The sequence below is a fragment of the Corynebacterium sp. A21 genome, assembly GCF_052266655.1.
Taxonomy (GTDB): domain Bacteria; phylum Actinomycetota; class Actinomycetes; order Mycobacteriales; family Mycobacteriaceae; genus Corynebacterium.
Genome location: NZ_JBQPQY010000002.1, coordinates 465,533 through 478,846 on the forward strand (window position 1 = coordinate 465,533; position 13,314 = coordinate 478,846).

Sequence of the window (13,314 nt, forward strand, 5' to 3'; positions counted from 1 at the left end):
TTCAGAACCCGTCTGCACTGGCGGCACTGTCTGACCTGCGGAGTGAAGTCGACGTCAAAAACAACTCCCGCCACCGCACCTTCCACCGCGCCCCGCCACCGACGCACACAGCGCCCCCACCGCATCCCCCGGCACCGCGGCGTCGATAAGCGATCTTGCGCACTTTCCCTCGCCCAATTAGTGAATGGTCTTCACAAAGCATTAAACTTGCACGCGTTGTGCAAGTTTGCCCTCATCGCGCAATATTTGCGCAGCTCCCCGGTCACCCCATCCGCGGAGCTGCGCCGGATCGTGCAACTCTGTACCACCCATCATCAACAGAGAACAAAGGTTTTTCCATGGCGAAATTTCTCTACCGGCTGGGCTCACTGTCCTACCGGAAAAAATGGCCCTTCCTCGCTTTTTGGCTGATCATCCTGATCGCGGTCGGCACCCTGGCCGGCATGTTCGCGAAGCCCACCTCAAGCACCTTCAGCATCCCGGGACTGGATTCCGTGGTCACCATGGAGAAGATGCAGGAGCGCTTCCCCGGCGCGGCGGACGCCACCAGTGCCCCCTCCGGCTCCATCGTGATCCAGGCTCCCGAGGGCAGCACCCTGTCCGATCCGGAGGTCATGGCACAGGTTGACGCCATGCTCGCAGAGGTACGCGCCACCGGCGAGGTGCAGCACCCGGAGACCGTCCTCAACCCGGTGATGGCCGCGCAGGGCCTGGCCACCCAGATGACCCCGGCGCTTGAGGCGCAGGGTGTTCCGGCGGCGAAGATCGCCGCCGATATCGCGGCCGTCAGCCCGCTGAGCCCGGACGAGAGCACCGGCATCATCACCCTGGAATTCGATGCTGAATCCGCCATGGACATCACCGCCGAACAGCGTGAGTCCGTCACCGAGGTGCTCGATTCCCATGCCCGGGACGGCCTGCAGGTGGTCTACAACGGTAACGCCTTCGGTGCCGCCGCCACCTCGCTGAACATGACCTCCGAGGTCATCGGTCTGATCGTCGCAGCGCTGGTGCTGATCGTCACCTTCGGTTCCTTCATCGCCGCCGGTATGCCGCTGATCTCCGCGATCATCGGCGTCGGCATCGGTGTGCTGGGGGTCCAGTTAGCCACCGTCTTCTCCGATGACATCAATGACATGACCCCGGTGCTGGCCACCATGATCGGCCTGGCGGTGGGCATCGACTATGCGCTGTTCATCGTCTCCCGCTTCCGCAATGAGCTGATCGCCCAGACCGGTTCCAATGACCTGGAGCCGAAGGAGCTGGCGCAGAAGCTCCGCACCATGGACCTGGCCAGCCGTGCCCATGCCATGGGTATGGCGGTGGGCACCGCAGGTTCCGCGGTGGTCTTCGCCGGCGTCACCGTGCTGATCGCCCTGGTGGCCCTGTCGATCATCAACATCCCCTTCCTCACCGCGATGGCGTTGGCCGCCGGCGTCACCGTGCTGATCGCCGTGCTCATCGCCCTGACCTTCCTGCCGGCACTGCTCGGTCTGCTGGGCACGCGGATCTTCGCCGCCCGGCTCCCCGGCCCGAAGGTTCCGGACCCCGAGGATGAAAAGCCCACCATGGGCCTGAAATGGGTACGCCGGATCCGTCAGCGCCCACTGACCCACCTACTGGTCGGTGTCCTCCTGCTGGGCCTGATCGCCATCCCGGCCGCCGGCATGCGCCTGGCGATGCCCACCGATGGCACCTCCACCCCGGGCACCGCCCCCCGCATCGCCTATGACATGACCGCCGAGGCGTTCGGCCCGGGCCGCAACGCCCCGATGATCGCGCTTGTCGACGCCGCGGCGGTCCCGGAACAGGAGCGCCCGCTGGTCTTCGGCCAGGCCATCGAACAGTTCCTCGGAACTGCGGGTGTGGCCAACGCCCAGATCACCCAGACCACCGAGAACTTCGACACCGCCCAGATCCTGATCACCCCGGAGTTCGACGCGATCGATGAGCAGACCTCGGAGACCCTCTCCCAGCTACGCAGCGAGGCCGATACCTTTGCCGCTGAGACCGGTGCCAGCTACGGCATCACCGGGGTCACCCCGATCTACGATGACATCTCCGAGCGTCTGGGATCGGTTCTGATCCCCTACATCGCCATCGTGCTGATCCTGGCCTTCCTGGTCCTGCTGCTGGTCTTCCGCTCCATCTGGGTCCCGCTGATCGCCGCGGCCGGCTTCGGTCTCTCCGTGGCCGCCACCTTCGGCGCCACCGTGGCCATCTTCCAGGAGGGCAGATTCGGCATCATCTCCGATCCGCAGCCGATCCTGTCCTTCCTGCCGATCATGCTCATCGGCCTGGTCTTCGGCCTGGCCATGGACTACCAGATCTTCCTGGTCACCCGGATGCGGGAGGGCTTCACCAAGGGCAAGACCGCCGGCAATGCCACCTCGAATGGTTTTAAGCACGGCGCCCGCGTGGTCACGGCCGCCGCCCTGATCATGATCTCGGTCTTCGCCGCCTTCATCGCCCAGGACATGTCCTTCATCAAGACCATGGGCTTCGCCCTGGCGATCGCCATCTTCTTCGATGCCTTCATCGTGCGCATGACCATCATCCCGGCGACGATGTTCCTGCTCGGCGACAAGGCCTGGTGGCTACCGAAGTGGCTGGAGAAGATCCTGCCGAATGTCGATGTCGAGGGCGAAGCCCTGACGGATCTCGATGTCGCCCGCACCGTGGAGATGAAGGAGAGCACCGGTGTCGGGGCTTCGTGAATCCAAGAAAGCGGCCACCCGTTCCGCACTTGCCCGGGCAGCCGCTGAGCTGGCCCTCCGGGAGGGTTCGGAAGGGCTGACGGTGGCGGCGATCGCCACCGCTGCCGGCGTCTCCCCGCGCACCTTCCACAACTACTTCGCCTCCCGCGAGGAGGCCTTGCTGGAGTTCATCAGTGAGAGGATCCAGACCCTGGTCGCCGGACTCGCTGAAGTCCCGGCGGAGCTTTCCCTGCTGGATGCCGTGGAACACCTGGTGGTGCGCAATCTCCAGGCCGATGACTCCGAGATCAACTCCTTCGGAACTCTCTTCCGGCTCAGTGAGATCATGGAGATCCTCTCCCCGGCACCGGGAAAGCCCGAGCTGAATACCGTGCTCGATCCTCTGATGCCCTCGCTGCGCCCGCGGTTTCCCGAGCTCAGTGACTTTGAGGCGGCGGTGGCGATGCAGATCATCGCCGCCGCAATCCGGACCGCGCTGGAGTGGCATTACAGCTCGCCGGTGCCGCAGGACCCAGCTGAGGGCATCGCCCTGGTTCACCGGGCCTGCGAGATGGTCCGGCTCAGGGGATAAAGGGTCAGCGGCACCGGGGCCCACCCTCCGGGGTCTGCCGCCGCCTGCCGACTATCCTGGGACAGGTACTCCTTTGCCGCCCCCATGTAGAAGGTCGTGTCTCCTCCCCCATGCAGCTCCCCGCCCCCACCAGCCTCGCCGAGGTCATCGCCGACGGTGCCATCGTCCAAGCGGACATCAGCGCGGGGTTCACCGCCGCGCTGGGAGAGATCACCCGGGTGGAACTGATCCGGGGCGAGGACACCGCCACGGAGGTCACCATCACCGGCCGCAAGGCCGGCACGGTGACCTTCCCCGGCAGCTTGGTCGCCGAGATCCGGGAGGATCAGTGGACCTGGCTCAGCGGAACTGGCGAGGATTTTGGTATCCCTGAGCTACAGGACACTGGGGAGGCCTCGGAGGGGCTGATCGCCGCGGCCCGCACCCTGCACCACAACACACCCGTGATACTTGCGCCGGATGCCTCCGGCCGGACCTGGGTGGTAGCCCTGGAAGGTGAGTTCCGGCAGCAGGAGCCCCGGCGCGCGCTGATCACCGGGCTGGCGCAGCTGCCCGCCGAGGTTGATCTCCGCCGCGCCCTGCTCGGTTTCGCCGCTGCCCGTGGCCTCGAGGTACGCGAATCCCCGGGCGAGATCACCTTCAGCGAAGGCACCACGCTCTCGCTTGTCGACGGCCGCGTGGCCGAGATCTCCGGTGGTCTCCCGCTCGCCCAGGTTCGCGCCGACGCTCACTTCCTCTCCGCCGAACATCAGCTGCTCTTCGAGGGCACGCTCCCGCAGGCCCGCACCACGCTAACCCCGGAGGGTGCCACCTTGAGCAGCGCCACCGGTGCCACCCTGAATGTGGCCGCCGATATCATCGCCACCGTCCGCAATGACACCTGGACCTGGGCGTGGGCGGATCCCACCCTCCCGGAATCACGGGCCCGCGAACTCCAGCGCTTCGGCATCGACAACGGCATCCCGGAATTCTTCACCCCACGACTGCCCATGGCACAGGTGCGTTCCCTGAAACTCTGGGCAGCGGCCAAACCGGTGTTGCACCGCTGGGTCCACGCCACCACCGCCAACCAGGGCGGCTATGCGGTGCTGCTCATCGACACCCCCGAACTCCACCTGCCACCGCCGAGTTTCCCCGCGGTCCAGGCCACCCTGGCCGCCGAACTCCCCGCAGACCTGGACCTCGACTACGCCCGGCAGGCTTATGCCCGGGCCCGGGGCCTATCGCTCCGGGACGGGCAGATCGACATTGGAGGTCAGCTGCTCTAACTGAGGATCGCGCGGTACTTTTCCACATCCACTTCAGCGATGGTGGCCGGTTCGAAGGCGGCGTTGCGGTCCTTGTCCACCAGTACCGCGCGCACCCCCTCCACGAAGTTCGGCTCTCGCCGCAGCACCTCACCCAGCGCGACCTCCTTGTCCAGGGCCTCGCGCAGACCACGCGCGGAGCGGCAGGCGGTGAAGAACTCCGTGGTGGCGACCACCGAGGTCGGGTTCGCCCCAGCCATCAGCCCCCGAACCTTCTCGGAGAAATCGGTCTTGGGTTGCTCCTCCAGGGCCTCATCAATATCTGCCCAGGTCAGCTGACCGAAACACTCCTCAATTTCAATGGCATAACCGGCCAGCTCCGAGTCTTTGGGATCCGCGATGGCATTTTCCTTCAATGCGGCACTGATGCCCCGCTCAATCATCGCGTCCATGAAATTCTGCAGGCTCTTCGACGAGATGATGTCCGTGGCTACCCCACACCAGAGCATGTCCGCCGGGCTCAACCTGGCACCGGTGATGCCGATGAAGGCGGCGATGGCTTCACTGGGTTGTCCCTTTTTCCCCACCATCCGTTGGGCGGCATAGGCGACACCGACATCGGTGAAATAGCCGATGGCCATCTCCGGCATCGCGGCGAAGGTCTTCTCGGTGATCACCCGATGCGAACCATGCAGCGAGATCCCCAGCCCACCGCCCATCACCACGCCGTCGATAAGCGCGACATAGGGTTTGGGGTACTTGGCGATGAGATGGTTCAGCGAATACTCCTCGCGGAAGAAGGCATCCACCGCCGCATGGTCATCGGCGAGAATGCTGTCCCGGGCGAAGCGGACGTCTCCGCCGGCGCAGAAGCCGCGTTCACTATTTGAGAACACCAGCACCTGGGTGATTTCTTCATCGTCCTGCCAGGTAGTCAGTGCCTGGGTGATTTCGCGGATCATCGCCGGATTCAGGCTGTTGATCGCCCGGGGACGGTTCAGCTCTAGGATTCCGGTGCCTCCACGGATATAAGCACGGACCTCTGCGTCCGCCACAGTGGATTCAGGGCGCGTGTTCTCAGTCATGCGGCCAGTGTCTCATAACACAGTTCATTTTGGCGCTATCCTGAATCACATTTTGAATAGGTGGCTTAATTCTCCCCATGAAGTGAGATTGGGACTGCGGATGTTGTGGTGGAACCTGGTGGCGGGTGGGTATCAGGCCACCGGGGCCAACTCTCTGTGCCCTGCCAGTCCCGATAGTCCTCCAACTCGGCAATCCTCTCCAGGCCGCACCGGCCGCGATCTTCGGTTGCGCAGTCCACCGTCACTACTACCCACAGGATTGTGCAGCCTGGTTTCCCAGCACCGGCACCTGCCGGGACCTCGCCGACTCCAAAGTCAGCCACCTCACGGATTCACATGAAAGTTGACGCGAACGCTTCTGGTTCTTCCGTGGGCGGTTGTCCGTTGTCCGCGTATCTGTAGATTTCGCTATCAACCCTGTGGTCCTGACCACCGACCTCTAGCCCGGAAACTGAGCGAAGTGAGCGCCCCGCCCCTCTCGATTACCTCGACGCGGGTCGCGGCGAGTGGGTGGGTGGAGCGATGCCCTCCCGCAGGATCATGGGCCCCACGGGTCACCCATCATCTCGACCCCTGATTAATCGGGCACTTGGAGCACGACGCTCAGAGCACCTTATCCCTCCTCATCAAGGGTAGTTGCCCGATAGAAACCATCCCGCATAGTCTCAGGGCAATACGCAGACGCAACTAGGTAGAGGAGCTCCCCCGTGGGCAAAGTAGTTGTTTTCAGAAGTCGTCTGCACGATTTTCAGAAGTCCTCTTCACTGGTTGCTGTTGCAGCGTGATCCTTGCGGTCATCCCTGAATCGAGCCCCGTCGGAGGCTCCCGATCACGGTGATAGCGCCACCCAGGACCAACACATATCCGGAGATGACCGTCAGCGCGGCTGTCCTGTCCGGCCGGGTGATACCTAATTCGTTCATCTCATAGTTGTTGTACTCAGATGCCGTGCACACCCACCCCGGCGGGAAGTAGGACCACTCTGCCGACCAAAAAACTGACTCGGGAGATACTGCACTGTCCACGATGCGGTGGTACTCGTTTTGGGGACTTTCATCATCAGGCCCGCCACTATAAGCACTATGGCAAGCATGGTCGTCACCTACATCGGACCCGCGCGAGATAAAGGCGAAACCATACACGCCGATTAAGACTAGAAGGCCGGTGATGATCACGATCCTTCCGAACTTCTTCAGCCGAGAGGAGGGTTGACGTGGGGTGATACGTTTCAGCCTGTCAGGGTCAGAAGGCGTTTGCACAGATTCTGCGGGCGGTTGGGTGCCAATTCCCGGTTATATGGTCTTCGAGGGTTTCCCTGTAGGGGCAGGGTGTGCGAATCGCAACGCAGTGCCTGTGCATTTTCAGAAGTCCACTGCACTACCACTTGAAAGTAGTGAATACAGTGCCTTTTAGTCTCAGTATCCCGCAGGGACACTGGGACGCGCACTGGCCGTGAGAAGGCTGACTTTCTCCACTCCGGTGAGGCCTTGAATCTGGCCCTGCCCGTTTTCTACGCCGCCACGGGCCCTTCAACATAATGACCCCGCCTGTTTGGAGCTGATTAGCATACAGCTGGCAGCCAGCTGCATGTTCTTAAAGGGTAAAGCTACTCTTACTCCTCCCTGCAGGAATGACTTTCTTAAGTTATCGTTGATTTTTGATTTGTTAATGCTGAAATGAGACGGCTACTTCGATGACCACATATACTTTAGACTTTCCGGTGCCTTCCATACTCGAGGCCCAGAACCTGCAGTTAGCCACCTCCACCGGGATAGGACCCGAGGGGCAGATCACCTCACCACGGTTCTTCTCCGGGTTTCTCAACCACCCTGAACAAGCCGCCCGAGCACTGCTCGCGCTGGCCAATCTTGCCTCAACCAGTTACTTCCGACGGGTAGACCGACAAAACCTCGACCCGGTGGTCACCAGCGACGGGCAGTGCCTGCGCTTTGAATCCTTCTCCCAATGCGCCGGGGTGTATGGGCGCTTCGACGCCCTGCCGGGGAGTCTGGATGGTGAGTACATCCAGCGTGGCACCACGAATGTGGATATCAACCAGCCGTTGCGCAGTGCCCTGGCCCGGGTACGGGGTATGCAACCACTCCACCTGGCTGTCGGGGTCGAGGAGATGACGGTGACCACGATGGGAGGGCAACACCGGGAGGACAAAGTCACCCTGCCAGACCGATGGATCCGCAGCTTCGCCCAGGCCCCGGCCACCAGTAGGGCCATGACGCTACGAGCAAGTGTCTCCGCCAGAGAGGCCCGGCGTTTTCTCACCGCCTTGCCCAAAGCCCAGGGCGGGGTCTGCCAGATCACGATGCACAATGGTCAGCTACGCCAGACCCGCTCGCAGAAGGAGACGGTAGTTTCGGTGACCGGGCCTGGCCGGTTGCGCGAGATTCTCCCACTGCTGCGCTATGCAAAGAACCTGCGCATCTACGCCGCTGCGTCCGATGGGGAGGATCAGGCCAGTGCCTGGGAGGTGGAATTAGCTGATGCCCGGTTCACCCTGATGGTCTCCCCCTCGCCGGCCCGCGGGTTCTCCGGGGAAGGCGGAACCTTGTCCGCACTCAGTGGTGCCACGGACCAGACCGAGCAGCACGCGGAAGAGATCATCGATCTATTGGCTTGGTTGCCAGGTTCTGATGCCGGGGTCATCGGCCTAGCCCTGAGCCTAGATGCACCGCAGGTAGAAGCAGCCTTGGCGTATCTCGCAGCCTCCGGGCGGGTCGGGTTTGACCTCGCTGAGCAGGCCTGGTTCCACCGTGAATTGCCCTTCACACCGAAGCGGGTGGTCAAGGACAACCCCCGCCTTGTCGCCGCTCGCCAGCTGGTTACCCGCAACGCCCTGCGTCTGGAGGGAAACGCGGTGGTGGTTGATCTGGGTGATCACACCCAACAGGTGCACCGCACCGAGGACGGCGTGAGGTGCTCGTGTACCTGGTGGCAGCGCTACGGCTCCTCGCGGGGGCCGTGTAAACATGTGCTCGCCGTACAGATCTGGGACAAGGAGAACAACTGATGACACTCGTAGATAAGTCCCTGGACTTTCTGAATCTGCCGTTCAATGACTGGATCCAGCACATGAGCGAGCTCAGTGAGGCCGAACGCAAGCGTCTGCTGCCGTTGCTCAAGCAACAACGTGCCCAGGATCTCGCGACCCGTAGGGAGGACGAAGAAAAACGATGGGACCGGAATCTCCGGTCCCTGATCGATCAGACATCGCGCTCGATCACTGCTTGCCTCACGGCCCCCAGAGAAATCGCCACCCACATCAGCCGGTCAGAATGGGCACATTTCGATATCCAGATTCTGCTCAGCCGGGACGTGGATTTCCTCCCCCAAGTTTACGAATACCTGCTGAAGGATCTCATCTCCCCGGACAGTGTCAGTTCCTCCTGGTTAGCGGTGGAACGCACCCGGGTATACCTGGGGTTGCCCCGGCCCAATACCCCACGCTATGCGGTGGGGTTGGAAAGCGCCCTCAACGGTTTTGGTGATGACAGTGTGCTCGAGGCCATCAACGCCTCCCCGGATGTCATCGAGTTGATTCCAACGATGTTATCCAGCCCGGAGTTCTACTTTCAGCTGCACATGAACGTCCCTGCAAAATGGACTTCAGCGATCGCGGCGGTGCTCGCCGACGGACGGCTCGATCGGACCACCACCATCGAAGTCATCCTCGAAGGCTTGTTGACCCACAACGGTACCGCGCATCTCCAGGCGCTGAGCCAGATACTAGACGTGGTGAAGCTGACGCGCGAGGAAATCGTGTTCTACCAGCAGGATCTCATCGGGATCCTCGACTGCCCGCGCGCAGGTAGCGCCACCCAGGCGTTGGCTTTGTTGCTGTCCGTGGCCGACGAGCTCACCGATGAGGACCTCATCAACCTGGCTTCTTCGGTACTGCTGCGTCCGCAAAAGGGCAACGCGATGAAGGTGCTGCGCCAGCTGGAGCGTCGGGCCACAGCCTCGCCTGCGCCCGATGACCTGCTGCTGGCAGCGGCCACGGCGTTCGGGCACCCCAAGCGTGAGGTCGCCGAATACGCCGTCGGGGTGGTGGCCGGCCTGGTCGACCGGGTTGCGCAGGCGACACGGGAACAGGTGTCCACCGAGGCAGAACTGCTTGAGCCCATCCTCCGTCCCCTCGCTGCAGGGTTTGCCGGTGGATCGACTGAGACGGAGGAAGCAGAGAACCTACCGCTGGAGTTTACTCCGCTGCCGGATTATCCACCCCGGATCACCACCGTGGACGAGCTCTTCGCTCTCGTCGACGAAAAGGGGACTCACGCGGTGGACTGGGAGCGACTGGGCGATGGCGTGCTTCGTTTCCGTGATGATCCGGCCCTGGCTGCCCGCGTGGCCGACCTGCACGAGAATTCCCTACTGGCGCAATTCATCACTGGGGTCATCTCCCAGGATCTATCTGCCTTCACCGCCGAACGCTGGCCCAGTCTGAGCAGAGAGCTTCAGGCCATCGCCATGGCAGAGGTGTTTACTACCCCGGATGCCACTGACTTCTTCTTGAGCTACCCGGACCGGGGAAGCGGACAAGTCGACCCGGATCGGGTGCTCGCGGATCTGGCCCGGGCCGCCGGACAGGGCCGCTGCTTCGTGGATGCCGACCTGACCCAGACCCTCCTGCGCCTGCCGACTCCACTCACCGCGGGCTTCTCCGAGCAACTCGCCGCCATTGACTCCGACTCTGCCCGTGCGCTCAAGGAAAAGATCGCCCATTTCCGCCTGCCACGAGTAGAATTCAAGGCACTGTCCACCGGTTATGAGTCAGCGCACCCCGTCTACACCTGCGAGTGGGAGTGGTTGTCTGAACAGGGGAAAGTTGGCGAAGTTCTTCACCAAGAATATGCGTCCCGGACCTACTACAGCATGAACCCCCACTTTATCCCCTCCGTCATTGAGTGGACCGCCGCACACAGCCAATTCACCGACTCAGACATGCTGCCCCATTTAAGTGGAACCCCCGGTATTGCCACCTTCCTGCAGCTCGGCGCACTGGCCGGAACCGCGGAACAAGAGTGCACCATCAAGGCCATAGATCTGCTTCTGGAGTTCGCCGCCCAACCCGGGTGGATGGATACCGCAGCCTGTGGCCGTGCCTGGGGAGAACACCTCATGGCCCACACGGACATCAAAATCACTCGCTGGGTTGGCGTGCTGAACCAAGCGTACATGGCAGGAGCCCCGGCTGATTTCCTGTGGCCGCTGCTCCGCGGGATCGTCCAGGCCTTTATCACCACGATCGCAGACCCGAACCGGGAACCCGGAACTGACGAGCTAGACACTGCCCGACTGCGTAAGCGCCCCGGCCTCGCTGACCTGGTGGACTTGGCAGCTGACCTGGCTCCCGCAGGATCCACACCGATTACAGGACTGGAGTCATTGACCGGTAAAACAAAGCTCGCCCGCGCCGCAGCACGTCTCCACCAAGCGCAATAACCGGAGAAATGAATCCTCAAAGCAGAGCTGCTAATTGCGGGTGAGTAGTCTCCGCCCATCCTCGCGCAGCGCTCCCGTCGGCGAGACGTGCCGATAGAGGGTCTGCCGAGTCACCCCCAGTTCCTCGGAGAGTGCTGCGAGATTGGTCTCCGGTTGTCCCATCGATGCCATCGCCAGGCGCACCTTGGACGGGGTCATTTTAAATGGTCGCCCGCCCTTGCGCCCCGGGCCCTCGCTGATGCCAGGCCGGCCTTGGTGCGCTCAGAGATCAGCTCACGTTCAAACTCGGCCAAAGCGGCGAAGATCCCGAAGACGAGCTTGCCCTGAGCCGAGGTCGTGTCGATCGCCGCCCCCTGACCGGTGAGCACTTTCAGCCCGAAACCGCGGGCGGTGAGATCGTGGACGATGTTGACCAGATGGCGCAGATTTCGACCCAACCGGTCCAGCTTCCACACGAGCAAAGTGTCGCCGGAGCGCAGTGCCTTCAGGCAGGCCTCGAGATGCGGTCGGTCCTCATTCTTGCCGGAGGCCTTGTCCTCGTAGAGTTGATCCGGATCGACCCCGGCCGCGATGAGGGCGTCGAGCTGCAGATCGGTGGTTTGTGATCCGTCCGCTTTCGAGACCCGCATATATCCATCAGTGTGACTTTCAGCTTCGTGTGGCGGCTTTCTCGCAACTTCGAATGGCGGTTGCTAAAGGCGGGAACACGGGCGAGACGGCATTACGTGGGCGCGTAGTTGACTCTTGGGGACGCATCGGGTGATGCTTTTTGGTAGCTGCAGATACCAGATTCGGTCCACCGGGTGGGCCAACAGAATGTCCGCACCGCCCGTATGGTTTCCGGAAAAGGGATGGAGCGGGAACATCAGTTGACCTGTCATGGCTAACAGTTTTAGTCGTGTTCCCAGGGTTCTATGGGGGTGCAGCGCTCTCCCCAGAATTTCACCGGACCCCATCTGCGAGCATCCGGTCTCGTTTTGACCCGGCCGGTGAGCAGCATCGTGTCCGAGCCATAGTCCGAAAACGGAAGAAGCTCCTGGTGTGCCCGCTGTTCCCGAATCCAGGTCAGAGCCCCGCAGTCCCGCCACACGGCAAACTGCTCGACCAAGGAGGCCACGTCACGATACGAGTACAACGCGATCATTTCCTCCACGGTGAACTCAGCGAAGATGTGCGGGTCCTCGAAGAGCCTCAAGCGGATGATCAGGTCCAAGACGGGGACCTCAGGATTTGCCTTGCGGTATTCGCCCAACTGCCACAGGGGTACGGGACACACGATCACCGGGCATCTCCTCTCCACATCATCTGCTTGATGTATGGAGAATGCAGGATGAGAGGATATCCCGCAAGTGGGGGCGGAGCCTTTACGAGAATGTCGCACGATGCTGGCAGTGCAGACGAGTCCTGAGATCGACATCATGTACGCCTCGGTGTCGGTAGATGGCTTCATCGCGGACGAGAACGACCAACCCGGACCGCTGTTCGACTGGTTGCTCAACGGTGACGTGCCATTGGACGAGAGCAGCGTGTTTAAAGTGTCGCAGACCTCCTACGACTATGTCCGGCCATACTGGGATCAGATCGGGGTGACAATCGTCGGTCGCCACGTCTTCGATATGACGGACGGCTGGGGTGGGAAGCCTCCGGGCGGAGTCGACCACGTGGTCGTCGTGACGCACCGGCCGAAGCCCGAGGGCTGGGACCCCAAGGCGCCGTTTCACTTCGTCGACGGCGTGGAAACAGCCGTGGCCAAGGCGCGGGAGCTCGCGGGTGACCGCATCGTCGAGGTCGCCGCTGGCGACGTCGGTAGCCAGGTACTCGCCGCGAGTACCTGATCGACGAGGTGCGCAGGGACGTCGCACCCGTCTTGTTCGGGTCCGGCAAGCGCTACTTCGGGTCGGTTCACACTCAACACCTGTTGGAGGAACCTGACGTGGTGATTCAGGGCAACCGAGTGCTTCACCTGCACTATCGGGTTCGCCGTTGACCGATCTGAGCGGATATGCGAGGAAGCTCACTGCGAACGTTGACACAGGATCGGGCCTCCGACTGCAGTCACTCATCGCTGGTAGCAAATTTCGATTGGCATACGTCGGCGGGCGGCGGGTGCAGGCGTAACTTACGGTTCCAACAAGACCGATCGTTTATGAAACATTAGCTAAAAACCTATCCTGAGCCCGAAATAACTTACAGGGAGTACGGACCTGTTGCGACCAGGTATTTGGTAGCACTCG

8 protein-coding genes and 2 pseudogenes are annotated in these 13,314 nt (G+C 62.2%); 6 read left to right on the forward strand and 4 right to left on the reverse strand.

The genetic code is table 11. From position 1 onward, the window contains the following. Nucleotides 1-338: 338 nt before the first annotated feature. From ACTU46_RS06330 to ACTU46_RS06340, 3 genes are all read left to right on the forward strand, one after another. Entirely contained in the window at nucleotides 339-2,717 is a 2,379-nt protein-coding gene (locus tag ACTU46_RS06330; RefSeq protein ID WP_443380384.1) for an MMPL family transporter, read from the forward strand. Beyond that, nucleotides 2,701-3,288, forward strand: a complete 588-nt coding sequence (locus ACTU46_RS06335) for a TetR/AcrR family transcriptional regulator (RefSeq protein WP_443380385.1) — start codon at nucleotides 2,701-2,703, stop codon at nucleotides 3,286-3,288. Before ACTU46_RS06330 ends, ACTU46_RS06335 begins: the two co-directional genes overlap by 17 nt. Before the next feature lie 110 nt (nucleotides 3,289-3,398). Continuing rightward, nucleotides 3,399-4,556 carry a DUF6882 domain-containing protein gene (locus ACTU46_RS06340; protein ID WP_443380386.1) on the forward strand — a complete coding sequence of 386 codons (1,158 nt, stop codon included), beginning with the start codon at nucleotides 3,399-3,401 and terminating at the stop codon, nucleotides 4,554-4,556. Here the strand turns inward: ACTU46_RS06340 and ACTU46_RS06345 are convergent. Further along, the gene (locus ACTU46_RS06345; protein ID WP_443380387.1) at nucleotides 4,553-5,620 is read right to left on the reverse strand and encodes an enoyl-CoA hydratase/isomerase family protein; all 1,068 of its coding nucleotides are present in this window, start codon (nucleotides 5,618-5,620) and stop codon (nucleotides 4,553-4,555) included. The genes ACTU46_RS06340 and ACTU46_RS06345 overlap by 4 nt on opposite strands. Nucleotides 5,621-6,414: 794 nt before the next feature. Then, nucleotides 6,415-6,795, reverse strand: coding sequence for a hypothetical protein (locus ACTU46_RS06350; RefSeq protein ID WP_443380388.1), 381 nt, complete (start codon nucleotides 6,793-6,795; stop codon nucleotides 6,415-6,417). A gap of 545 nt (nucleotides 6,796-7,340) precedes the next feature. On the opposite strand from ACTU46_RS06350, the gene ACTU46_RS06355 reads away from it, so the two are divergent. Together ACTU46_RS06355 and ACTU46_RS06360 are read left to right on the forward strand one after the other, a co-directional pair. Further along, a complete protein-coding gene (locus tag ACTU46_RS06355) occupies nucleotides 7,341-8,645 on the forward strand; it encodes an SWIM zinc finger family protein (RefSeq protein ID WP_443380389.1) in 1,305 nt (434 codons plus the stop codon). Next, nucleotides 8,645-11,080 carry a hypothetical protein gene (locus tag ACTU46_RS06360; protein ID WP_443380390.1) on the forward strand — a complete coding sequence of 812 codons (2,436 nt, stop codon included), beginning with the start codon at nucleotides 8,645-8,647 and terminating at the stop codon, nucleotides 11,078-11,080. The genes ACTU46_RS06355 and ACTU46_RS06360 overlap by 1 nt, the downstream gene beginning before the upstream one ends. 30 nt (nucleotides 11,081-11,110) lie before the next feature. On the opposite strand, the pseudogene ACTU46_RS06365 reads toward ACTU46_RS06360, so the two are convergent. Both ACTU46_RS06365 and ACTU46_RS06370 read right to left on the reverse strand, forming a co-directional pair. Beyond that, nucleotides 11,111-11,709, reverse strand: a pseudogene (locus ACTU46_RS06365) (recombinase family protein). Between the two features lie 263 nt (nucleotides 11,710-11,972). Then, nucleotides 11,973-12,356 (reverse strand): hypothetical protein, encoded by a 384-nt coding sequence (locus tag ACTU46_RS06370; protein ID WP_443380391.1) that lies wholly within the window; start codon nucleotides 12,354-12,356, stop codon nucleotides 11,973-11,975. A gap of 106 nt (nucleotides 12,357-12,462) precedes the next feature. Here ACTU46_RS06370 and ACTU46_RS06375 point away from each other — a divergent pair. Further along, nucleotides 12,463-13,067 (forward strand): annotated as a pseudogene (locus tag ACTU46_RS06375) (dihydrofolate reductase family protein). The last annotated feature ends 247 nt before the right edge of the window (nucleotides 13,068-13,314 follow it).

Coding starts and splice junctions, on each gene's coding strand:
- ACTU46_RS06330 (WP_443380384.1), top strand. CDS start 339: ATGGCGAAATTTCTCTACCGGCTGGGCTCACTGTCCTACCGGAAAAAA.
- ACTU46_RS06340 (WP_443380386.1), top strand. CDS start 3,399: ATGCAGCTCCCCGCCCCCACCAGCCTCGCCGAGGTCATCGCCGACGGT.
- ACTU46_RS06345 (WP_443380387.1), bottom strand. CDS start 5,620: ATGACTGAGAACACGCGCCCTGAATCCACTGTGGCGGACGCAGAGGTC.
- ACTU46_RS06360 (WP_443380390.1), top strand. CDS start 8,645: ATGACACTCGTAGATAAGTCCCTGGACTTTCTGAATCTGCCGTTCAAT.